Origin of the sequence: Pseudomonas sp. F8002 (assembly GCF_013385495.1) — a bacterium.
Classification (GTDB): domain Bacteria; phylum Pseudomonadota; class Gammaproteobacteria; order Pseudomonadales; family Pseudomonadaceae; genus Aquipseudomonas.
Map to the genome: position 1 here is coordinate 1 of NZ_JACAPW010000034.1, position 23,999 is coordinate 23,999.

Consider the following 23,999-nt stretch of genomic DNA (forward strand, 5'->3'; position numbering starts at 1 on the left):
GCCGAGTGGTGGGGCAAGAGCGTTTTGGTTACTTTTGCGCTTTTCAAAAGTGACCCGCTGTAAGAGCGGAACCCATAGTCGCCATTACAAAAATAACGGATATGCCCCCGATTCATCGCGCCCACCCCGGCCTGCGCTTCTGCACAAACGCCTGAGTCCCCTCAACCCCTTCCTCACCACAAACCGCCTCGGCAAACCACTCGGCAGCCTGGTCCAACAACGGCCCCAAAACCTGCTCACCACTGGCCAGCAACAACGCCTTGGTCCGCGCATTAGCCCCCGGAGCACACCGCAAAACCTGCCCCAACACCTCATCCAGCCGCTCCGCCAACGCCTGCGGATCGTGCTCCACAAAATGCACCAACCCCAGCCGCAGCGCCTCAACCCCATCAAACCGCGCCGCCGTCAAAGCCAGCCGCCGCGCCTGCGTCAGCCCGATACGCTTCACCACAAACGGCGCAATCTGCGCCGGCAATAACCCAAGGCCGGTCTCCGGCAACCCAAACTGTGCCTGATGATCCGCAATCGCCACATCACTGACACACACCAACCCAAACCCGCCGCCCAACACGGCACCCTCAAGCACCACAATCACCACCTGCGGCAGCGCCTCCACTTCCTGCAACAGCGTGCCGAACGCCCGGTTCAACGCCTGCAAGCCTCCCGCGGCTCCCGCGCGAGCCATGTCCTTCACATCGCCACCGGCCGAAAAATGCCCACCCGCGCCGCTGATAACCAACGCCCGTACGCTCTTGTCCCCAGCCACATCGGCCAGTACCGCACGCAGTTCGTTGACCATTTCCAGGCTCATGGCATTGCGGCTGTCCGGCCGATTGAGGGTCACATGCAGCACCCCGTTATGCGGCTCCAGCAACAACGTGTTCACGACTTTTTCCCCGGCAGGGTGCCCATCAATTTACAGATGATCCCCAGCATGATCTCGTCCGCCCCACCACCAATCGACACCAGCCGCACATCGCGATAAGCCCGGGCCACCGGGTTGTCCCACATGAACCCCATGCCGCCCCAATATTGCAGGCAACTGTCGCTGACTTCCCGGCCCAGGCGGCCGGCCTTGAGCTTGGCCATGGAGGCCAGGCGCGTCACGTCCTGGCCCTTGATGTACTGCTCGGTGGCCTGGTACACCAGCGCCCGCAGGCATTCGATTTCGGTGGACAGTTCGGCCAGGCGGAAGTGGATCACCTGGTTGTCGATCAGCGCCTTGCCGAAAGTCTTGCGTTCCTTGCAGTACTCGATGGTGCTGTCGATGCAGTACTCCAGGCCCTTGACCATATTGGCCGCGCCGAACAGCCGCTCTTCCTGGAACTGCAGCATCTGCATCATGAATCCCGCACCTTCATGGCCGATGCGGTTGCGCTGGGGGATGCGCACGTCGTCGAAAAACACCTGGGCGGTTTCCGAGCTGTGCATGCCGAGCTTTTCCAGGGGCGGGCTGACGCTGATGCCAGGGGTGTTCATCGGCACCATGATCAGCGACTTGTTGATGTGCGGCTTGTCGTCGGAGGTGTTGGCCAGCAGGCAGATGAAGTCGGCGCTCGGTGAGTTGGTGATCCACATCTTGCTGCCGTTGATCACGTAGTCGGTGCTGTCCTTGCGGGCATGGGTTTTCAGCCCGGCCACGTCGGAGCCGGCGCCGGTTTCCGAAACGCCGATGCAGCCCACCTGTTCGCCGCTGATGGCCGGGCGCAGGAATTCTTCGCGCAATTCATCGGAGCCGAAGCGGGCGAGGGCCGGGGTGCACATGTCGGTCTGCACGCCGATGGACATCGGGATGCCGCCGCAGCGAATGCTGCCGAACTCTTCGGCGGCGACGATCGAGTAGCTGTAGTCGAGGCCCATGCCACCGAATTTTTCCGGCTTGGAAATACCCAGCAAACCGAGGTCGCCGGCCTTGCGGAAGATCTCGTGGATCGGAAAGCGTCCGGCCTTTTCCCACTCATCCACATGCGGGTTGATCTCGCGCTCGACAAAGCCACGGACGGTGCGACGCAGTGCTTCGTGTTCCTGGGTGAAGATCATTTTTATTGTTCTCCCTATGGGGACGCGGGGCGTCCCGGGCTGCATTCCCACGCGGAGCGTGGGAACGATCATCAAAACCGCGCCACACCAAAGCTGTTGGGCTGTAACTGCCGCACCTCGGCCTCGTGGCAGATGTCCAGCAGAAACCCGAGCAAGGTCCGTGTATCCCGTGGGTCAATCAGCCCGTCGTCCCACAGGTTCGCGCTGCCATAGAGGGCGGTGGACTGGCTGTCGAGTTTCTGTGCGGTGACCTGTTCGAGCATGTCGAGCACCTTGGGGTCGGGCACCAGGCCGTCTTTCAGTTGCTTGGCTTCGGTGACGATCCGCAGCACCTTGCCCGCCTGGGCGCCGCCCATCACGGCGGTGCGGCTGTTGGGCCAGGCGAAGATGAAACGCGGGTCGAGCCCACGGCCGCACATCGCATAGTTGCCGGCACCGTAGGAGCCGCCGACGACGATGGTCAGTTTCGGCACCCGGGCATTGGCCACCGCCTGGATCATCTTCGCGCCGTGCTTGATCACGCCTTGCTGTTCCGACTCGGTGCCCACCATGAAGCCGGTGGTGTTGTGGAAGAACAGCAGCGGCGTCTGGCTCTGGTCGCACAGTTGGATAAATTGTGCGGCCTTGCTCGCGCCCTTCGGGGTGATTGGCCCGTTGTTGCCGATAAAGCCGCAGGCCCGGCCCTGGATATGCAAGTGGCCGCAGACGGTGTGCGGGTCGAACTCGCCCTTGAACTCCAGGAAGTTGGAAGCATCCGCCAACCGCGCGAGGATTTCGCGCACGTCGTAGGGCTTTTTCGGATCGTCGGGGATCAGCCCCAACAGCTCGTCAATCGGGTACAGCGGCTCGCTGTAAGCGCGCTTTGGCACAGGCGGCAAGCGGTCATCCCACGGCAACAGGCTGACAATCTCACGCACGATGCGCACGCCGTCAGCGTCGTTTTCCGCCAGGTATTCAGCGGTGCCGGCGGTTTGCGCATGCATCTCGGCGCCGCCCAGTTCTTCATCGGTGGCGACTTCGCCGGTGGCGGCCTTGAGCAGCGGCGGGCCGGCCAGGAACAGCTTGGCCTTGCCACGCACCACCACCACGTAATCCGAAAGACCCGGCTGATACGCGCCGCCCGCCGTGGCCGAGCCATGCACCACGGTGATCTGCGGCAGGCCCATGGCCGACATCCGCGCCTGGTTGGCGAAGCTGCGGGCGCCTTCGACGAAAATCTCGGCGGCGTAGTTGAGGTTGGCGCCGCCGCTTTCTGCCAGCGTCACCACCGGCAGTTTGTTTTCCATGGCGATCTGTTGCAGGCGCAGGGATTTTTTCAGGCCCGAGGGGGAAATGGTCCCGCCCTTGATCGCGCTGTTGTTGGCCACCACCAGCATGCGCACGCCGCTGACGTAGCCGATGCCGGCGATCAACCCGCCCCCAGCGGCGCTGCCGTCTTTGTCGTCGTGCAGTTTGTAGCCGGCCAGGCTCGCCAGTTCGAGGAACGGCGCGCCGGGGTCGAGCAATAAATTCAGGCGTTCCCGTGGCAGCAGTTGCCCGCGCTTGTCGAACCTGGCCTTGGCTTCGGCGGCCTTGCCCAGCAGGTTTTGCTCCAGCTGGCGCAATTGATTGACGCCCGTGAGCATCGCTTCGCGGTTCTGCGCGAATTGCGGGCTGTGGGCGTCGAGTTGCGAGTCGATCACCGGCATTGCTTATTTCTCCTCCTTGAGCACGTCCGGCAAGTAAGCCCGGTGGAAACCATTAAAGGACACGCTCGGCGGTTGCGCCTTGTGCAGCGGCCAGGCGCGGCTGCCCAGGCTGGCGGCGCCGTCGATGCGCAAGGTGCTGCCGCTGACGAACGCGGCGGCGGGGCTGAGCAAGAACACAATCGCCGCGCTGACTTCCGATTCGGTGCCGATGCGCTTGAGCGGAACATGCTCGCGCAAGGTCGGGATCACCGCCTTGAATGCGCCTTCGTAGGTGTCCATGCCGCTGGAGGCAATCCAGCCCGGCGCCACGGCGTTGACCCTAACCCCCGCGTAACCCCATTCAAAGGCGGCGGTCTTGGTGAAGTTGTCCATGCCCGAACGTGCCGCACCGGAGTGGCCCATGCCGGGCATGCCGCCCCACATGTCGGCGAGCATGTTGACGATGGATCCGCCGTGCTTGCTCATGCTCTGGTTGAACACTTCCCGGGCCATCAGGAAACCGCCCACCAGGTTGGTGCGCAACACGGTTTCAAAGCCCTTCTGGTTGATCGACGCGAGCGGCGAGGGGTACTGGCCGCCGGCGTTGTTCACCAGGCCATGAATCGGGCCGTACTCCTGCAGGACCTGGCCGACCAGCGCCTTGACCGCTTCTTCATCACGAATATCGCAGGCCTGCCAGCTGGCGCGACCGCCGTCCTCACTGACCTCCGCCGCGACCGTTTGCAGTTTTTCCGGCTTGCGCCCCACCAGGATCACATGGGCGCCGAGGGCTGCCAGCTCGTGGGCGGTGCAACGGCCAATGCCACTGCCGCCGCCGGTAACGATGATGGTCTGCCCCTGGAACAGGTCGGCTTTGAAGATCGAGTCGAAGGCCACGGCGCGGGTCCTTTAAGTGAATTGATCGGCAATGTGCTGCGGCACGGCAATCGGGATTTCCAGCAGTTGCTGGGCGAAGGCCTTGCCTTGGGGATCGATGCGCAGGCTGGCAATCCCGCCGCCACCCAGGGCGTTTTCCAGCAGGAAGTTCAGGCTGTGGCTGCCGGGCAAATACCAGCGCTCGACGCGGCCGTGGATCGGGTCGAGCACGTGGCTCATCCAGTCGACGATCACTTCGGGCGTCAGCGCCTCGGCGATCCACGGCAGGTACTCGGGCTCGCGGGCGATCACCCCGATGTTGCTGTGGTTGCCCTTGTCGCCGGAGCGGGCCACGGCCAGCTTGACCAGCGGCACGTTGGCGTCGGCGCGGCCTTGGGGTTTGGGCGGGTCGATCAATGCGATCGAGGTGTTCAGCGGTTTGGCGACGGGCAATTCGCAGGCATGCCGTTCGCCAAGGAAGTCGACCTGCAATTGGCAGGCGCGTTTATCGATCAGGAATGAAAACAACCGAATCAGCGGGTACACCGTGGGTCGCCCGCCGACGATTCCGGTGAGCCCCGGCGCCATGCCGGTGGCCGCCTGGGCAATCTCCCGGGCGAACAGCACCAACGCCTGTTTGCTGGGGTGACGCACCGCCAGTTTCACCACCACTTCGCGGCAGTCCTGGCGTTGGGCATGGGGGCCGTAGGTGGCTTCGCTGCCCAGCAGTTCGATGTTGATGTCGGTGTAGGGCGCCCAGCCGCGCTGACTGAACAGCTCTGAGGTCTTGTTGATGATCGCCTGGCTGACCCGTTCGGCCTTGGCCACCGCGTCGATCCCGGCGATCAGGCAACTGGCGGTGCAGCGAAAACCATCCGGGTAGGTGGCGCTGACCTTGTATTGGTCGGTGGGCGGCAGGCCTTTGGCGCCGTGCAGGTGCACGCGGTTTTTGCCTTGTTGCCGTAGCTTGACCTGGCTGAAGTCGCAGATCACGTCGGGCAACAGGTAGGCGCGCGGGTCGCCGATTTCATACAGCAGTTGCTCGGCGACGCTCAGTTCGCTGATCAGTCCGCCGGTGCCCTCGACCTTGCTGACGGTGAACTGGCCGTCGGCACTGACCTCCACAATCGGGAAACCGATGTGTTCGTAGTCCGGTACCTCCCGCCAATCGGTGAAGTTGCCGCCGGTGCACTGCGCGCCGCATTCGATGATATGCCCGGCCAATGCCGCCTGGGCCAGGCGGTCGTAGTCCTGCCAGGACCAGTCGAATTCATGCACCAGCGCTGCGCTGACCACTGCGCTGTCGACCACACGGCCGGTGATGACGATATCGGCGCCCAGCTTCAACGCCTGCACGATACCGGGCGCGCCGAGGTAGGCGTTGGTGGATACGCACATCGGCGGCAAGGGCGCGCCGCTGAACATGTCGGTGACGCCGTGCAGTTGCTTGAACTGCGGTTGCAGGTCATCCCCCAGCAGTACGGCGATCTTCAACGGGATTCGGGCCTGGTCGCAGGCCGCCTGCAGCGCGGCGGCGCAGGCCTGGGGGTTGATCCCGCCGGCGTTGCTGATCACGCGGATGCCCTGGCGCTGGATATCCGCCAGCAGCGGCGTCAGCACCTCGACGAAATCCGTGGCATAGCCGGCCTGGGGATCTTTCATTCGCGCTCCGGCGAGGATCGACAGGGTGACTTCCGCCAGGTAGTCGAACACCAGGTAATCCAGCGTGCCGCCGTGCACCAACTGCGCAGCGGCGGTGCAGGTGTCGCCCCAGAAGGCGCTGGCGCAGCCGATGCGTACCGTCTTGTTCATGGGGCGTCCTTCCTCTGGTTTGCTGGCATCCACACTACCAAGCAAGCGCTTGGTTTGTAAACTCTGGTCATAACTTTGCCCCAAGCGCTTGCTTGGTTGGCTGCCACGGCCTAAATTGCCGCCCAAGACGTAACCAGAAGTTAAGGAGAGCAGCATGGATGAGCAAAAAGCCCTGCGGGTGATGCGCACCATGGTCGAAGCCGGCCAATTGACCGACCCCGACAGTGCCCGTGGCAAGCTGCTGCAAACCGCGGCCCACCTGTTTCGCAACAAGGGTTTTGAGCGCACCACCGTGCGTGACCTGGCCGGCGCGGTCGGGATCCAGTCCGGCAGCATCTTTCATCACTTCAAGAGCAAGGACGAAATCCTGCGGGCGGTGATGGAGGAAACCATCCACTACAACACCGCCCTGATGCGCGCTTCCCTGGCCGAGGCGAGCAACGTGCGCGAGCGGGTGCTGGCGCTGATTCGTTGCGAATTGCAGTCGATCATGGGCGGCAGTGGCGAGGCCATGGCGGTGCTGGTGTATGAATGGCGTTCCCTGTCGGCCGAGGGCCAGGCCCAGGTGCTGGCCTTGCGCGATATCTACGAAGAGATCTGGTTGCAGGTGTTGGGGGAGGCGAAAAACGCCGGTTACATCAAGGGCGATGTGTTTATCACGCGGCGTTTCCTGACGGGCGCCTTGTCCTGGACCACCACCTGGTTTCGCGCCCAGGGCAGCATGACCCTCGAGCAACTGGCCGACGAAGCCTTGCTGATGGTGTTGAAAGCTGACTAGCCCTTTCGCGCAAGCTATTAATTGTGTGGCAGAAAGTTGTCTCGATAGACAAAAACGCCTAGCTTAGCGGGATCAAAGTTTTCGACGGTGTGTGCCTTGATGTTTTCGCCTTGGCGATTGGCTGCAGGACTCTCAATATGGGCACTTGGCGCACTGTGGCTGATGCCTGCCTCGGCCGCCCAACTGGTGAGGGTCGGTGCTGCGCATTTCCCGCCATACACCGTGCGCCCGGAGCAGGGTGCCGACACCGGGTTGCTGCCGCAACTGGTGGAAGCCTTGAACGCCCTGCAAACCGACTACCAGTTTGTGCTGGTACCCACCTCGATTCCCCGGCGTTTTCGCGACTTCCAGCAAGGTCGGGTGGACATGGCGATCTTCGAAAACCCCAAGTGGGGCTGGCAGGATATTGCCCACACCGATGTCGACATGGGCCTGGAGGATGCGGAAATCTTCGTGGCCCAGCAGGAGCCCGGTCGCGACCAATCGTATTTCGCCGACCTGACCGGCAAGCGCCTGGCGGTGTTCAGCGGTTATCACTACGCGTTCGCCAACTTCAACCCCGACCCCAAGTACATGGCGGAGCACTTCAACGCCACCTTGACCTATTCCCACGACAGCAACCTGCTGATGGTCGCCCGGGGCCGGGCCGACATTGCCCTGGTGACACGTTCCTACCTCAGCGATTTCCTGGTGCGCAATGCCGATACGGCGGGGCAGTTCCTGGTGTCCGAGCGGATCGACCAGGTGTACCACCACTATGCGTTGCTGCGGCCCAAGGCGCCGATCACGGGGCCGGCGTTCGCCGGGCTGCTCAAGCAGCTGAGGGACAACGGCCAGTTGCTGAAGATCTTCGAGCCTTACCGCATCGATGTAATGCCGGTACCGTGATCGTCTAAATTTTTGCCCTCGGCTCACGTCACTTGTTGAACTGTCGACGATTCGTGAGCCCATCCCATGTCCAATCTGAATGACCTGTCTGTGCTGCCCTTGCCGGCGGGACCCGCCCTGAATGCTGATGAAACTGATAGCCGCCTGAGCCTCACCCTTGAGGGCCAGCCGCTGATTCGCCTGCGCCTTGAGCGGGGTGATGAGGTGCAGGTGCATTTGCAGGAGCCCGCCAGTGTGCCGGCTGCCCGTGCCTTGTGGGCGGCGTGTTATTGGCTGTTTGCCAGGGAGCCCGGGCGCCAGCGACTGGTCTGGTGTCTTGAGCATGCGCCGGAAGATGCCTTGCGCAGTGGGTTGCTGGTGGCGACCGGGGTTGCCGGGCAGTTTCATTGCGAGCGCACGTTGTTCTGGCAGTTGCCGCAACCGTGGCTGGGGCAATCTCTCACGGGGACTTATCCGCAGCAGATGATCATCAGCGGTGGCAAGCGTCATCCTGCCCGTGCGCCGAAGCCGCGGGGCGAGGTGTATCGGCGGTTTGATGCGCGGTTGGGGGCGTGGATTTCACTGCGTACGGTGGAGATTGATGTTGATCTGGCGCGCTTCAATCGTTGGCAGAACAGTGCGCGGGTGGCGAATTTCTGGCAGGAAACTGGCAGCCTGGAACAGCATCGGGAGTATCTGGACAAGCTGGAAGCGGATCCCCATGCGTTGACGTTGATTGGCTGTTTCGATGATGAGCCGTTTGCTTATTTCGAGGCGTATTGGGCGAAGGAGGATCGGATTGCGCCGTTTTATGATGCGGCGGATTACGATCGCGGGATTCATATGCTGGTGGGCGAAGAGCACCACCGTGGTCCGCACAAGGTAGCGAGCTGGTTGTCGGCGCTGGTGCATTACTTGTTTCTCGATGATCCGCGTACGCAGCGTGTGGTGGCTGAGCCTCGGGCGGATAACGGGAAGATGATTGGGCATATGCAGAATCAGTGTTTCCACTGTGAGAAGGAGTTTGATTTTCCTCATAAGCGGGCGGCGTTGATGATTCTGGGGCGGGAGCGGTTTTTTGAGCGGTGTGGGTTGGTTTGACTGAGCAAAAAATCTGAGTGCACGAAGATCAAATGTGGGAGCGGGCTTGCTCGCGAAAGCGCAGTGTCAGTCAATGCATGTGTGACTGATCCACCGGTTTCGCGAGCAAGCCCGCTCCCACATGGGATGTGTGGCGCGTCAGGCCCGCCGCGCAAACGTGTCGCTATGGGTCCCGGAAACCTTCCGGCAATGCACCAGCGCATCGCGAATCATAAAATTCACCAACGTCGGTGAAACCCCCAGTTCCTTGGCAATATCCTTCTGCGGCACCCCGTGCAGCCGGTACATCTCAAACGCATAACGCGTGCGCTGAGGCAACTCGGTCAAGGCGTCGGCAATGTTCTCCAGCGTCGAAAAGTTGATGTGCGAGGTCTCAGGTGAAGCGCCGTGAATAACCACATTCAAGCCTTCCTCTTCCGTGCCGGAATATTTCAGCTCCAGCGCCTGCTTGCGGTAGTGATCAATAGCCAGGTTGCGCACGATCTGGAACAGGTAACTGAGCTGCGCCTTGAACGATGACGTGATGGTGGGGGCCGACTGCAACCGGAAGTAGGCGTCTTGCACCACGTCTTCGGCGCGGGATCGGCAGCCGGTAATACGCGCTGCGATCTTGACCAGGATCAGTCGATTGTCGACGAAGGCCTGGAGTAGGGGTGAGTCGCACCTGCCTGTGGATACTTGTTCCGTCATGGAAATCACCTTGTTGCAAGAGAAGGTTGGGGGAGGGCGTCCTTGCTGAGGCCTCCTACACATCGGGCAACAAATTATGCTTAATGATAATGATTGTCAAATGAGAAGACGAACTAATCTTATGCCTTATCGAGAGGTGTGAACGGCGTCTCGTTGACTAATTATTTCCCGGTGCCATCCGTTCTCATGGGTGAAAGGCCAGTTAACAAACCGGCCAAGGATCAGCGCCTGGAGGAGGACAAAATGGGTTTTTATCGTGTGAGCGGGAGTGGTCTGAAATGAACACGCCGGCTCGATTACGCCTGTTTTGCCTGCCTTACTCCGGCGCCAGCGCCATGGTCTACAGCCGCTGGCGGCGGGCGCTGCCGGAGTGGTTGCAGGTGCGGCCGCTGGAGTTGCCGGGGCGCGGCATGCGCATGGACGAGCCGTTGCAGCGCGATATCAAAAAACTGGCCGGGCAACTGGCTGATGAGATCCGCGCCGAGCTGGACGGCCCCTACGCCTTGTTCGGCCACAGCCTCGGCGGCCTGCTGGCCTTCGAGCTGGCCCATGCCCTGCGCGAACGGGGTGCGCCGCCGCCATTGGCGCTGTTTGCCTCGGGTACCGCCGGCCCGGCCTGTCGCGATGTCAGCGAATACGCCATCGAGAAAAACGACGAACAACTGATCGCCCGCCTGCGGGAACTCAAGGGCACGGGCGAAGACGTGCTGGCCAACGCCGAACTGATGCAGTTGATGCTGCCGATCCTGCGGGCCGACTTCCTGCTGTGCGGCAGTTTCGAATACGGCGAGCGTGAGCCGCTGAGCCTGCCCATCCATGTATTCGGCGGCAAGCAGGACACGGTGCGCGCCGATCAACTGCTGGACTGGCAGCAAGACACCGCCAGCGGTTTCTCCCTCGACATGTTCGACGGTCACCACTTCTTCCTGGTGCAGCACGAGAGTTCCGTACTGCGCTGTGTGCGGCGTTACGCCGACGAACACCTGGCCCGCTGGCGCAACGACGCCGCGCGGCAGATGGCCCGGGCGACCGGCTGAACAAGCCCCCGGCCACACATTCCCCGATTTCCCAGTAAGCCGATTTCAGGCAGGAACCCCATGATGGACGCCTTCGAACTTCCCCGCACCCTGGTTCAGTCCCTTCAACGCCGCGCCGCGCAAACCCCGGATCGACTGGCGTTGCGCTTCCTTGCCGAGACGGCCGAACAGAGCGTTGTCCTCAGTTACCGCGACCTCGACCTGCGCGCCCGCACCATTGCCGCCGCCTTGCAGGCCGACGCCGGGCTGGGCGATCGTGCGGTGCTGCTGTTCCCCAGCGGGCCGGATTACGTCGCGGCGTTCTTTGGTTGCCTGTACGCCGGGGTCATCGCGGTGCCGGCCTATCCGCCGGAGTCCGCCCGCCGCCATCATCAGGAGCGGCTGCTGTCGATCATTGCAGACGCCGAGCCGCGGTTGCTGCTGACCACGTCCAGCCTCGGTGATTCGCTGGCGCAACTCGAAGGCGCGCCGCAGTTGCTGTGCGTCGACAGCCTCAATGCCGAAATCGCGAGCCATTGGGTTGCGCCCAACTTGCAAGACGATGACATCGCCTTCCTGCAGTACACCTCCGGCTCCACTGCGTTGCCCAAGGGCGTGCAAGTGACCCACGGCAACCTGGTGGCCAACGAATTGCTGATCCGTCGCGGCTTCGGCATCGACCTGAACCCCGACGACGTGATCGTCAGCTGGCTGCCGCTGTACCACGACATGGGCCTGATCGGCGGCCTGCTGCAACCGATCTTCAGCGGTGTGCCGTGCGTATTGATGTCGCCGGCGTATTTCCTCGGTCGGCCGTTGCGCTGGCTCGAAGCGATCAGCGAATACGGCGGCACCATCAGCGGCGGGCCGGACTTCGCCTATCGCTTGTGCAGCGAGCGAGTCAGCGAATCGGCATTGGATCGCCTGGACCTGAGCAAATGGCGCGTGGCGTATTCCGGCTCCGAGCCGATCCGCCTCGACACCCTCGAGCGCTTCGCCGAGAAGTTCGCCGCCTGCGGTTTTACCCCGAACAATTTCTTCGCCTCCTACGGCTTGGCGGAGGCCACCTTGTTCGTTGCCGGCGGCACCCGTGGCCAGGGCATCCCGGCCCTGCGCCTGGACGAACAGGCTCTGGCCGCCAACCGCGCCGAGCCCGGGCAGGGCGCGGCGATCATGAGTTGCGGCACCAGCCAGCCCGAGCACGCGGTGCTGATTGCCGACCCCGCCACCCTGGCGACGCTCCCCGACAATGCCGTCGGTGAAATCTGGGCCACCGGCCCGAGCATCGCCCACGGCTACTGGCGCAACCCTGAAGCCACCGCCAAGACTTTCGTCCAGCACGAAGGCCGTACCTGGCTGCGGACCGGCGACCTCGGGTTTATCCGCGAAGGTGAAGTGTTCATCACCGGCCGGCTGAAAGACCTGCTGATCGTGCGGGGCCACAACCTGTATCCCCAGGACATCGAGCAAGCCATCGAGCGCGAAGTGGAAGTGGTGCGCAAGGGCCGGGTCGCCGCGTTCGCGGTGAATGACCAGGGCCTGGAAGGCATTGGCATCGCCGCCGAAATCAGCCGCAGCGTGCAGAAAATCCTGCCGCCGGAAGCACTGATCAAGGCGATTCGCCAGGCGGTGGCCGAAGCCTGCCAGGAAGCGCCGAGCGTGGTGGTGTTGCTCAACCCCGGTGGCTTGCCGAAAACATCCAGCGGCAAGGTGCAGCGTTCGGCCTGTCGCACGCGGTTGGCGGATGGCAGCCTCGACAGTTATGCGCAGTTCCCCGGCGTGCAAGCGCCGGCGGGTGATGCGGTGCTGGCGTCCGAGCTGCAAAGCCGGATTGCCGCGATCTGGTGCGAGCAATTGCAGGTGACGCAGGTCGCCGCCGACGATCACTTCTTCCTGCTGGGGGGCAACTCCATCAGCGCCACCCAGGTCGTCGCCCGGCTGCGGGAAACCCTTGGCCTGGAACTGAACCTGCGCCTGTTGTTCGAAGCGCCCACCCTGGCTGCCTTCGCCACCAGCGTCGGGCAATTGCAGCAGGACGGCGGCGTGGCCCAAGGCGCAATCCATGGGTTGTCGCGCCAGGAAGACCTGCCGCAATCCCTCGCGCAAAACCGCTTGTGGATCACCTGGCAACTCGACCCGCACAGCAGCGCCTACACCATTCCCGGCGCCTTGCGGTTGCGCGGCGAGCTGGATGAAGACGCGGTGCGCTCAAGCTTCCAGCAATTGATCCAGCGCCACGAAGCCCTGCGCACGCGCTTCTTCGAGCGCGATGGCCAAGCCTTCCAGCGGGTCGACGCCAAGGCTGATTTCGACCTGCAAGTCATCGACCTCAGCGATTTGCCTGCCGCTGAGCGGGAAGCCCGCGCCAAGCAGATTCGTGAAGACGAAGCCCGCACCCAGTTCGACCTGGAGAAAGGCCCGCTGCTATGGGTAACGCTGGTACGCCTGGATGACGAAGACCACCAACTGCTGGTGACGATGCACCACATCATCGCGGACGGCTGGTCGCTGAACGTGTTGATCGACGAATTCTCGCGACTGTACGCCGCTGCGTCCCAGGGCCAACCCCTGGAACTGCCAGCGCTGGCCCTGCAATACGCCGACTACGGAAGTTGGCAGCGCCAGTGGCTGGCCGAAGGCGAGGGCCAGCGGCAACTGGCTTACTGGAAACAACAACTGGGCGACGAGCACCCAACCCTGAGCCTGGCCACCGATCACCCGCGTTCGGCGCAGCACCTGCGCAGTGCCTCGCGTCACAGTGTGCGTGTGAGCGCGAGCCTCGGCGAAGCCATTCGCAAGACTGCCCAAAGCCACGAATCCACGCCGTTCATGCTGTTGCTCGCGGCGTTCCAGAGCCTGCTCTATCGCTACAGCGGCCAGCGCGATATCCGCATCGGCGTGCCCAACGCCAACCGTCCGCGCCAGGAAACCCAAGGCCTGATCGGGTTCTTTATCAACACCCTCGTACTGCGCGCCGAACTGGATGCGCGCCTGCCCTTCGCCGAGTTGCTGACGGCAACCCGCACCGCAGCGCTGGGTGCCCAGGCCCATCAGGACCTGCCTTTCGAACAACTGCTGGAAGCCTTCCCCCAAGCTCGGGAACAAGGCCTGTTCCAGGTGATGTTCAACCATCAGCAACGCGACCTCGGCGCCTTGCGCCGCCTGCCGGGCCTGCTTGCCGACGAGCTGGCATGGCACAGCCGCGAAGCCAAGTTCGACCTGCAACTGCACACTGAAGAAGACCGCAACGGGCGCCTGAGCCTGTCCTTCGACTACGCCGATGAGCTGTTCGACGCCGCCACCATCGAGCGCCTGGCCGGGCACTTCATCAACCTGCTGCAAGCCATTTGCGAGCAACCACAACAGGCCATCGGCGACCTGAAGCTGTTGCACGTCGACGAGCAGCGCCAACAACAGCAGTGGAGCGCTGCGCCGTGCACACCGGCGCAGCGCTGGCTGCCGGAACAACTCAACCAACACGTCTCGGAACGCACCGCACTGGTGTGGCAGGACGGCAGCCTGACCTTCGCGCAATTGCACACCCAGGCCAACCGCCTGGCCCATTACCTGCGGGACAAGGGCGTGGGCCCGGACGTGTGCGTGGCCATCGCCGCCGAGCGTTCGCCGCAACTGCTGATCGGCCTGCTGGCAATCATCAAGGCCGGCGGCGCCTATGTGCCGCTGGACCCGGATTATCCGGCCGAACGCCTGGGCTACATGCTCAAGGACAGCGGCGTGCAACTGCTGCTGACCCAAACTTCACTGCTGGAACAACTGCCCACGGCGCAAGGCGTGTGCGTCATCGCCATGGACAGCCTCAAGCTCGACAGTTGGCCGACCCATGCGCCGGGTTTGCACCTCAATGGCGACAACCTCGCCTATGTGATCTACACCTCCGGCTCCACCGGCCAGCCCAAGGGCGTGGGCAACACCCATGCCGCGCTGGCCGAGCGCTTGCAGTGGATGCAAGCCACCTACCAATTGGATGAAACTGATGTGCTGATGCAAAAGGCGCCCATCAGTTTCGACGTGTCGGTGTGGGAGTGTTTCTGGCCGCTGATCACCGGTTGCCGCCTGGTGCTGGCCGGCCCCGGCGAGCATCGCGATCCCCATCGCATCGCGCAGTTGGTGCAGGAGCACGGCGTGACCACGCTGCACTTTGTGCCGCCGCTGTTGCAGCTGTTTGTCGACGAACCGTTGGCTGCCGAATGCACCAGCCTGCGTCGCCTGTTCTCCGGCGGTGAAGCGCTGCCCGCCGAGTTGCGCAACCGGGTGCTGGCGCAGTTGCCGGCGGTGCAGTTGCACAATCGGTATGGCCCCACCGAAACCGCGATCAACGTGACGCACTGGCATTGCCAGGCCGAGGACGGCGAGCGTTCGCCGATTGGCCGGCCGCTGGGCAATGTGATTTGCCGGGTGCTGGATGATCAGTTCGAGCCGCTGCCGGCGGGTGTGCCGGGTGAGTTGTGCATCGGCGGCATCGGCCTGGCCCGGGGTTACCTCGGGCGTGCGGGGCTGACCGCCGAACGCTTTGTCGCCGACCCGTTGGGTGAGGCGGGCGCACGCCTGTATCGCACCGGTGACCGCGTGCGCTGGAGCACCGATGGGGTACTGGAATACCTCGGGCGCCTGGATCAGCAGGTCAAACTGCGTGGCTTCCGTGTCGAGCCTGAAGAAATCGAAGCCCGCCTGCTGGCTCTCGACGGCATCGCCCAAGCGGTGGTGCTGGTGCGGGAAACCGCAGCCGGTGCGCAGTTGATCGGTTACTACACCGCCAGCGAACCGTTGGATGAACAGGACGTAAAAACCGCCCTGGCCGCCGAGCTGCCGGAGTACATGGTCCCGGCGCAATTGATGCGCCTGGACGCGATGCCCCTGAGCCCAAGCGGCAAACTGGATCGCCGCGCCTTGCCGGAACCGGTGTGGCAGGTACGTGAACACGTCGAACCTGAAACAGCGCTGGAGCAGCAAATCGCCGCGATCTGGCGTGAAGTCCTGGCGCTGCCACGCATCGGCCTGCGGGACGACTTCTTCGCCCTTGGTGGCCATTCGTTGCTGGCGACGCAAATCATCTCCCGCACCCGCCAGGCCTGTGACGTCGAACTGCCGTTGCGCACGCTGTTCGACGCCAGCGAGCTGGGGGCTTTCGCCGAGCAGGTCCGGCTGATCCAGGCCGCCGGGCAACGTAACCAACAGCTGGCCATCGGCAAGGTCGACCGCAGCCAGCCGGTGCCACTGTCCTATTCCCAGCAGCGCATGTGGTTCCTCTGGCAGATGGAGCCCGACAGCCCGGCGTATAACGTCGGCGGCATGGCGCGCTTTCGCGGGGTGCTGGACGTGGGCCGTTTCGAGGCGGCGTTGCAGGCCTTGATCATGCGTCATGAAACCCTGCGCACGACTTTCCCGAGCATCAATGGCGTGGCGCAGCAGAAGGTTGCGGCGCAAACCGGCGTGCGCATGGATTGGCAGGATTTCTCGGCGTTCAGTGAGGCCGAGCGGCAACGGCGTGTGCAGCAACTGGCCGATCATGAAGCCCACACGCCGTTCAATCTGGAGACCGGTCCACTGCTGCGCGCCTGCCTGGTCAAGGCCGGCGAGCAGGAACATTACCTGGTGCTGACCCTGCACCATATCGTCACCGAAGGCTGGGCCATGGACATCTTTGCCCGTGAACTCAGCGCGCTGTACGAAGCGTTCATCGACGACCGCGAATCGCCACTGGCGCCACTGCCGGTGCAGTACCTCGACTACAGCGTGTGGCAGCGCCAGTGGCTGGAGTCCGGCGAACGCCAGCGCCAACTGGATTACTGGACCGCGCAACTGGGCACCGAACACCCGCTGCTGGAACTGCCGGGCGACCGGCCGCGTCCGCCGGTGCAAAGTCACCAGGGCGAGCTGTACCGTTTTGACTTGAGCGATGACCTCGCCGCCCGCGTGCGTGCCTTCAACGCCGAACGCGGCCTGACCCTGTTCATGACCATGACCGCCACCCTCGCGGTATTGCTCTACCGCTACAGCGGCCAGACCGACCTGCGCATCGGTGCGCCGGTGGCCAACCGGATTCGCCCGGAAAGCGAAGGGCTGATTGGCGCATTTCTCAACACCCAGGTGCTGCGTTGCCAGCTCAACGGGCAGATGAGTGTCGGCGAACTGTTTGACCAGGTTCGCCACACCGTGATCGAAGGCCAGTCCCATCAGGACCTGCCGTTCGACCACCTGGTGGAAGCCCTGCAACCAACCCGCAGCGCGGCGTACAACCCGCTGTTCCAGGTGATGTGCAACGTGCAGCGCTGGGAATTCCAGCAGAGCCGGACCCTGGCCGGGATGACCGTCGAATACCTGGCCAACGACGCCCGCGCCACCAAGTTCGACCTCAACCTGGAAGTCACTGACCTCGATCATCGCCTGGGTTGCTGCCTGACCTACAGCACCGACCTGTTCGACGAGCCGCGTATTGCGCGCATGGCGGCGCATTGGCAAAACCTGCTGGAAGCCTTGCTTGCCGATCCGCAACAGCGCCTGAGTGAGTTGCCGTTGCTGGAGGCTGGCGAACAGCGCGCCCTGCAAGACAGCCTTGGCATTGAGGCTGGCGAGCATCGCCTCGACCAGTGCATCCATCACCTGTTCAGCGAGCAGGCCCTGGCCCGTGCCGATGCACCGGCGTTGACCTTTGCCGGGCAGACCCTGAGCTACAGCGAACTCGACAGCCGCGCCAATCGCCTGGCCTGGATGCTCCGCGAGCGCGGCGTGGGCCCGCAGGTGCGGGTCGGCCTGGCGTTGCCGCGTTCGCTGGAAATGGTCGTCGGCCTGCTGGCAATCCTCAAGGCCGGCGGCGCCTATGTGCCGCTGGACCCGGAATACCCGCTGGACCGCCTGCACTACATGATCGAAGACAGTGGCATCGGCCTGTTGCTCAGCGATGCCGCGATGTTCGACGCATTGGGCGAACTGCCTGAGAGTGTCGGCCGCTGGTGCCTGGAAGAGGACCTGCTGACCCTGGCGGACTACCCGGCAAGCGAGTTGCCTTTCATCAGCCTGCCGCAACATCAGGCCTACTTGATCTACACCTCCGGTTCCACCGGCAAGCCCAAGGGCGTGGTGGTGTCCCACGGTGAAATCGCCATGCATTGCCAGGCGGTGATCGAACGCTTCGGCATGCGCCCGGATGACTGCGAGCTGCACTTCTATTCCATCAACTTTGACGCTGCCACCGAGCGTCTGCTGGTGCCGTTGCTCAGTGGTGCCCAGGTGGTGTTGCGGGCCCAGGGCCAGTGGGACGCGGAAGAAATCTGCGGGCTGATTCGTCGGCACCGCATCAATATCCTGGGCTTCACCCCAAGCTATGGCAGCCAGTTGGCCCAATGGCTGGCCACGCAAGACCAGACCCTGGCGGTGCGCATGTGCATCACCGGCGGTGAGGCCCTGACCGGCGAACACTTGCAGCGCATTCGCGCGGCATTCAAGCCGGCGCTGTTTTTCAACGCCTATGGCCCGACTGAAACCGTGGTGATGCCGTTGGCCAGCCTGGCCCCGGAAGCCCTGGAAGAGGGCGCCGGCAGCGTGCCGATCGGCAGCATCATCGGCGCGCGTGTGGCCTACATTCTGGATGCGGATCTGGCGCTGGTGCCGCAAGGCGCGACGGGTGAGTTGTACGTCGGCGGTGCCGGCCTGGCCCAGGGGTATCACCAGCGTCCGGGGATGACGGCGGAGCGCTTTGTCGCGGATCCGTTTGCCACGAACGGCGGTCGCCTGTATCGCACCGGCGACCTGGTGCGCCAGCGTGCCGATGGCCTGGTGGAATACCTCGGTCGTATCGACCATCAAGTGAAGATTCGCGGGTTCCGCATCGAGCTGGGGGAAATTGAAACCCGCCTGCTGGAACACCAGGCGGTGCGTGAAGCGGTGGTGTTGGCGCTGGACTCACCGAGCGGCAAACAGTTGGTGGCCTACCTGGTCAGCGACGAAGAACACGGTGCACTGCGTGAATCCCTCAAGGCGCATTTGAAAGCGCAGTTGCCGGACTACATGGTGCCCGCGCACCTGATCGTCCTCGACAGCATGCCGCTGACCGCCAACGGCAAACTCGACCGCCGCGCCTTGCCGCAGCCGGACCCCGAGGCGAATCGTCAACAGTACGTGGCGCCGCGCAACGAGCTGGAGCAAACCCTGGCGGCCATCTGGTGCGCGGTACTGAACGTGCAACAGGTAGGCCTTGATGACAACTTCTTCGAGTTGGGCGGTGACTCGATCCTGTCGATCCAGGTGGTCAGCCGGGCCCGGCAGGCGGGGATTCATTTCAGCCCGCGTGATTTGTTCCAGCACCAGACCGTGCAAACCCTGGCCGCCGTGGCGACCCGCAGCGAGCAGGTCAGCGCCGAACAAGGCGTGTTGACCGGCGCGTCCGGGCTGACGCCGATCCAGCACTGGTTCTTCGACACCGACATCCCGGAGCGCCAACACTGGAACCAGGCATTGCTGCTGGAGCCGGTTCAGGCCCTGGAACCTCATCGCCTGGAGCAAGCGTTGCTGGCGGTGCTGGAACATCACGACGCCCTGCGCCTGAGCTTCACCCAGCGCGACGCCCAATGGCACGCCGAACACTTGGCGGTGCCGGAAGGCGGCCTGCTGTTGCAGGCTCAGGTGGCGGACATGGAGCAGTGCGGCGCGCTGTTCACCGACACCCAGCGCAGCCTCAACCTCGCCCATGGCCCGTTGTTGCGCGCGCTGCTGGTGGACGGCCCGCAAGGCCAGCGCCGGCTGCTGATCGCGATCCATCACCTGGTGGTGGACGGCGTTTCCTGGCGGGTATTGCTGGAAGATTTGCAGACCGTGTATCGCCAGTTGAGCGACGGCCAGCCGGTCAACCTGCCGGCCAAGACCAGCGCCTTGCGCGACTGGGCGGCGCGGTTGCAGGCGTATGCCGGCAGCGAATCCCTGCGTGAGGAGCTGCACGTGTGGCAGCAACAGTTGGCCGGCCCTGCCGTTGAGTTGCCGGTGGATCGCCCACAGGGTTCGCTGCGCAATCGCGACGCCGATACCGTCAGCGTGCGCCTGGATGCCGAGCGCACCCGCCAGTTGTTGCAGCAGGCGCCAAGTGCCTACCGCACCCAGGTCAACGATTTGCTGCTGACGGCCCTGGCCCGTGTGCTGTGCCGTTGGAGTGGCCATGAATCCGCATTGATCCAGCTGGAAGGCCACGGCCGCGAACCGCTATTCGACGAGATCGACCTGACCCGCAGCGTCGGCTGGTTCACCAGCGCCTACCCGCTGCGCCTGACCCCGCTGCATATCGAAGAGGCCGCCGGGCAGGGCGCCTCGATCAAGGCGATCAAGGAGCAACTGCGCGGCGTGCCCCACAAAGGGTTGGGTTATGGCGTGCTGCGCTACCTGGCCGACGACCTGTGCCGCCAGACCATGGCCGCGTTGCCGAGCGCCAGTATCACCTTCAACTACCTCGGCCAGTTCGACCAGAGCTTTGGCGCCGACGCACTGTTCCACCCGCTGGACGAGTCCGCCGGGATCGCCCACGACCCGGACGCGCCGTTGCCCAACGCGCTGAGTGTCGACAGCCAGGTGTACGGCGGTGAGCTGGTGCTGCGCTGGACCTTCAGCCGCGAGCGTCACCACAGCCAGACCATCGCTGAACTGGCGGACGCTTACCTGGCGGAACTGCAAAGCCTGATCGAACATTGCCTCAAGGCAGACGCGGACGGCCTTACGCCGTCGGACTTCCCGCTGGCGCACCTGACCCAGGGGCAACTCGATGCGCTGCCGGTGCCGGCCAATGCGATCGAAGACGTGTACCCGCTGACCCCGATGCAGGAAGGCTTGCTGCTGCACACCCTGCTGGAACCGGGCACCGGCCTCTACTACATGCAGGACCGCTACCGCATCAACAGCGCCCTGGACCCCGAGCGTTTCGCCCAGGCCTGGCAGGCGGTGATCGCCCGTCATGAAGCCTTGCGCGCCTCGTTCTGCTGGAACGTCGGCGAAGACATGTTGCAGGTTATCCACAAGCCCGGCAGCACGCCGATCGAGTACCTCGACTGGAGCCAGGAGCCGGAAAGCGAGCAGGAACCGCGCCTGCAAGCGTTGCTGAAAAGCGAGCGTGAAGCCGGTTTCGATCTGCTTAACCAGGCGCCCTTCCACCTGCGGCTGATCCGCGTAGGCGAAGCCCGCTACTGGTTCATGATGAGCAACCACCACATCCTGATCGATGCGTGGTGCCGCTCGCTGCTGATGAACGATTTCTTCGACATCTACATGGCCCTCGGCGAAGGTCGCGAAGCGCAACTGGCGACGCCACCGCGTTACCGCGATTACATCGCCTGGCTGCAACGCCAGAACCTCGCCGAGGCGCGCCAGTGGTGGCAGCAGAACCTGCAAGGGTTCGAACGCACCACACCGATTCCGAGCGACCGGCCGTTCCTGCGCGAGCATGCCGGCCACAGCGGCGGCATGGTGGTAGGCGACTGCTACACCCGCCTGGATGTGCGCGACGGCGCGCAATTGCGCGAGCTGGCCCAGGCTCATCAATTGACGGTGAACACCTTCGCCCAGGCGGCATGGGCCCTGGTGCTGCGGCGCTTGAGTGGCGATCGCGACGTGCTGTTCGGCGTCACCGTGGCAGGGCGCCCGGTAGAAATGCCCGAGATGCAGCGCACTGTCGGGCTGTTTATCAACAGTATCGCCTTGCGGGTCAAGCTGCCGGAGGACGATCAGCAGTGCAGCGTGCGCCAATGGTTGAGCGGCCTGCTCGACAGCAATATGCAACTGCGCGAGTACGAGTACCTGCCGCTGGTGACCATCCAGGAGCACAGCGAACTGCCGAAAGGCCAGCCGCTGTTCGACAGCCTGTTCGTGTTCGAGAACGCCCCGGTGGAAGTCTCGGTACTGGACCGTGCGCAAAGCCTGAATGCCACCTCGGATTCCGGTCGCACCCACACCAACTTCCCGCTGACGGCCGTGTGCTACCCGGGCGATGACCTGGGCTTGCACCTGTCCTACGACCAGCGTTATTTCGATGAAACCACCGTGCAAGGCATGCTCGCTGAATTCAAGCGGCTGCTGCTGGCGCTGGTGCAGGGCTTCCATGGCGACATGGCCGACTTGCCGCTGATTGGCGAGCAGGAGCGTGAGTTCCTGGTGGACGGCTGCAACCAGAGCGAGCATGAATATCCGCTGGAGCGCAGTTACATCGAGCTGTTCGAAGCCCAGGTGGCACAGCATCCACAGCGGATTGCCGCCAGTTGCCTGGATCAGCAATGGACCTACTCTGAGCTGAACCGGCGCAGTAACCGCCTGGGTCATGCGCTGATTGCCGCGGGTGTCGGGCTGGACCAACCGGTGGCGTTGCTGGCTGAACGTAATCTGGATTTGCTGGGCATGATCATCGGCAGCTTCAAGGCTGGTGCGGGTTACTTGCCGCTGGATCCGGGGCTGCCGACGCAGCGCCTGAGCCGGATCATCGACCTGAGCCGCACGCCATTGCTGGTGTGCACCGAGGCGTGCCTTGAGCAGGCGCAGGTGTTGCTGGAAGAGTTTGCCTGTTCCGGCCGGCCGAAATTGCTGGTGTGGGAGGAGATGGCTGGCTCGCAGGAAAACCCCGGTATCTACAGTGCGCCGGACAACCTTGCCTACGTGATCTACACCTCGGGCTCCACTGGCCTGCCCAAGGGCGTGATGGTCGAACAGCGCGGCATGCTCAATAACCAGTTGAGCAAGGTGCCGTATCTGCAACTGACTGAGCACGATGTGATCGCCCAGACCGCCTCGCAAAGTTTCGATATCTCGGTGTGGCAGTTCCTCGCGGCGCCGCTGTTCGGAGCGCGGGTGGACATTGTGCCGAATACCATTGCCCATGATCCGCAAGGCTTGCTCGCTCACGTCCAGGCCCAGGGCATTACCGTGCTGGAAAGCGTGCCGTCACTGATCCAGGGCATGCTCGCCCAGGACCGCATGAGCCTGGATGGCTTGCGCTGGATGCTGCCGACGGGTGAAGCGATGCCGCCGGAACTGGCGCACCAGTGGTTGCTGCGTTATCCGCAAATTGGCCTGGTCAACGCGTATGGCCCGGCGGAATGTTCTGACGACGTGGCGTTCTTCCGCGTCGACCTGGCGTCGACCCGTGGCACTTATCTGCCGATTGGTACGCCGACCGACAATAACCGGTTGTACCTGCTGGACGGTGCGCTGGAATTGGTGCCCCAAGGCGCGGTTGGCGAGTTGTGCGTGGCCGGGACGGGCGTGGGGCGTGGTTATGTCAGCGATCCGCTGCGCACGGCGCAAGCGTTTGTGCCGAATCCATTTGGTGCGGACCGGTTGTATCGAACAGGGGATTTGGCCCGCCGTCGCAGCGACGGTGTGTTGGAGTACGTCGGGCGCATCGACCATCAGGTGAAGATTCGCGGTTACCGGATCGAGCTGGGTGAAATCGAAGCGCGCCTGCATGAGCAGCCTGAAGTGCGGGATGCGGCGGTGGGCGTGCAGGAGGGCGTCAACGGCAAGCATCTGGTGGGCTACCTGGTGGCGGCGGATGCGCAGCTCAACCCGGGTGAGCGCCTCGATCGCATCAAGCAACGCCTGCGGGCCGAGCTGCCGGAATACATGGTGCCGTTGCATTGGTTGTGGCTCGACCGGTTGCCGCTGAACGCCAACGGCAAGCTGGACCGCAAGGCCTTGCCGGCACTGGAGATCGGCCAGTTGCACAGCCAGGATTATCTGGCGCCGCGCAATGAGCTGGAGCAGACGCTGGCCGGGATCTGGGCCGAGGTGCTCAAGGTCGAGCGCGTCGGCGTGCAGGACAACTTCTTCGAACTGGGCGGGCATTCGTTGCTGGCCACGCAGATAGCTTCACGGGTGCAGAAGACGCTGCAGCGGGATGTGCCGTTGCGGGCGATGTTCGAGTGCAGCACGGTGGAGGCGTTGGCGGGGTATATCGACGGGCTGGCGGCGAATGAGATCAGCGCCGAGAAGGTGGATCGGTTGAGTGATTTGATGGCGGAACTGGAGGGTTTTTAACTCGGATCGCAACGCGCCACTCGTCGGGTGGCGCGGTTTTTAAGGTTCGAACTGTGAATTCTGACAGTAGGCAAGGGGGGGCATTTCGGCGTGTGATGGGCAACACCATCACTCGTTGAAATGGAGTTCTAT

Annotated in this window: 11 protein-coding genes; 5 read left to right on the forward strand and 6 right to left on the reverse strand. The window is 63.5% G+C overall.

Annotated features, from left to right (window positions below):
• Positions 1-112 precede the first annotated feature (112 nt).
• From HX811_RS24555 to HX811_RS24575, 5 genes are all read right to left on the reverse strand, one after another.
• Positions 113-886, reverse strand: a complete 774-nt coding sequence (locus HX811_RS24555) for an enoyl-CoA hydratase/isomerase family protein (protein WP_008431696.1) — start codon at positions 884-886, stop codon at positions 113-115.
• Positions 883-2,040 (reverse strand): citronellyl-CoA dehydrogenase, encoded by a 1,158-nt coding sequence (gene atuD / locus HX811_RS24560; RefSeq protein WP_177047748.1) that lies wholly within the window; start codon positions 2,038-2,040, stop codon positions 883-885. Before atuD ends, HX811_RS24555 begins: the two co-directional genes overlap by 4 nt.
• 71 nt (positions 2,041-2,111) lie before the next feature.
• Positions 2,112-3,728, reverse strand: a complete 1,617-nt coding sequence (gene atuC, locus HX811_RS24565) for a geranyl-CoA carboxylase subunit beta (RefSeq protein ID WP_177028813.1) — start codon at positions 3,726-3,728, stop codon at positions 2,112-2,114.
• 3 nt (positions 3,729-3,731) lie between these two features.
• Positions 3,732-4,604, reverse strand: a complete 873-nt coding sequence (locus tag HX811_RS24570; RefSeq protein ID WP_177047750.1) for an SDR family oxidoreductase — start codon at positions 4,602-4,604, stop codon at positions 3,732-3,734.
• 12 nt (positions 4,605-4,616) lie between these two features.
• Positions 4,617-6,395, reverse strand: coding sequence for an acyclic terpene utilization AtuA family protein (locus tag HX811_RS24575; protein ID WP_177047752.1), 1,779 nt, complete (start codon positions 6,393-6,395; stop codon positions 4,617-4,619).
• A 154-nt stretch (positions 6,396-6,549) separates the two neighbouring features.
• Here HX811_RS24575 and HX811_RS24580 point away from each other — a divergent pair, with 154 nt between their 5' ends.
• The 3 genes from HX811_RS24580 (at position 6,550) to HX811_RS24590 (ending at position 9,141) form a co-directional block, all read left to right on the forward strand.
• On the forward strand, positions 6,550-7,173 hold the full coding sequence (locus HX811_RS24580; RefSeq protein ID WP_008431685.1) for a TetR/AcrR family transcriptional regulator: 624 nt from the start codon (positions 6,550-6,552) through the stop codon (positions 7,171-7,173).
• Between the two features lie 99 nt (positions 7,174-7,272).
• The gene (locus HX811_RS24585) at positions 7,273-8,061 is read left to right on the forward strand and encodes an ABC transporter substrate-binding protein (RefSeq protein WP_083853176.1); all 789 of its coding nucleotides are present in this window, start codon (positions 7,273-7,275) and stop codon (positions 8,059-8,061) included.
• 66 nt (positions 8,062-8,127) lie between these two features.
• Positions 8,128-9,141 carry a GNAT family N-acetyltransferase gene (locus HX811_RS24590; protein ID WP_003209026.1) on the forward strand — a complete coding sequence of 338 codons (1,014 nt, stop codon included), beginning with the start codon at positions 8,128-8,130 and terminating at the stop codon, positions 9,139-9,141.
• A gap of 138 nt (positions 9,142-9,279) precedes the next feature.
• Here the strand turns inward: HX811_RS24590 and HX811_RS24595 are convergent, their stop codons facing one another.
• Positions 9,280-9,831, reverse strand: coding sequence for an RNA polymerase factor sigma-70 (locus HX811_RS24595; RefSeq protein WP_003209024.1), 552 nt, complete (start codon positions 9,829-9,831; stop codon positions 9,280-9,282).
• Between the two features lie 278 nt (positions 9,832-10,109).
• Between HX811_RS24595 and HX811_RS24600 the strand changes: the two genes are divergently transcribed.
• Positions 10,110-10,868 carry a thioesterase II family protein gene (locus HX811_RS24600; protein ID WP_177023348.1) on the forward strand — a complete coding sequence of 253 codons (759 nt, stop codon included), beginning with the start codon at positions 10,110-10,112 and terminating at the stop codon, positions 10,866-10,868.
• Between the two features lie 60 nt (positions 10,869-10,928).
• Entirely contained in the window at positions 10,929-23,867 is a 12,939-nt protein-coding gene (locus tag HX811_RS24605; RefSeq protein WP_177047754.1) for a non-ribosomal peptide synthetase, read from the forward strand.
• Positions 23,868-23,999: the final 132 nt, after the last annotated feature.

What these genes read in the sequence shown, in the direction of transcription:
- atuD (WP_177047748.1), bottom strand. Translation starts at nt 2,040, where the DNA reads ATGATCTTCACCCAGGAACACGAAGCACTGCGTCGCACCGTCCGTGGC.
- atuC (WP_177028813.1), bottom strand. Translation starts at nt 3,728, where the DNA reads ATGCCGGTGATCGACTCGCAACTCGACGCCCACAGCCCGCAATTCGCG.
- HX811_RS24575 (WP_177047752.1), bottom strand. Translation starts at nt 6,395, where the DNA reads ATGAACAAGACGGTACGCATCGGCTGCGCCAGCGCCTTCTGGGGCGAC.
- HX811_RS24580 (WP_008431685.1), top strand. Translation starts at nt 6,550, where the DNA reads ATGGATGAGCAAAAAGCCCTGCGGGTGATGCGCACCATGGTCGAAGCC.
- HX811_RS24585 (WP_083853176.1), top strand. Translation starts at nt 7,273, where the DNA reads ATGTTTTCGCCTTGGCGATTGGCTGCAGGACTCTCAATATGGGCACTT.
- HX811_RS24590 (WP_003209026.1), top strand. Translation starts at nt 8,128, where the DNA reads ATGTCCAATCTGAATGACCTGTCTGTGCTGCCCTTGCCGGCGGGACCC.
- HX811_RS24595 (WP_003209024.1), bottom strand. Translation starts at nt 9,831, where the DNA reads ATGACGGAACAAGTATCCACAGGCAGGTGCGACTCACCCCTACTCCAG.
- HX811_RS24600 (WP_177023348.1), top strand. Translation starts at nt 10,110, where the DNA reads ATGAACACGCCGGCTCGATTACGCCTGTTTTGCCTGCCTTACTCCGGC.
- HX811_RS24605 (WP_177047754.1), top strand. Translation starts at nt 10,929, where the DNA reads ATGATGGACGCCTTCGAACTTCCCCGCACCCTGGTTCAGTCCCTTCAA.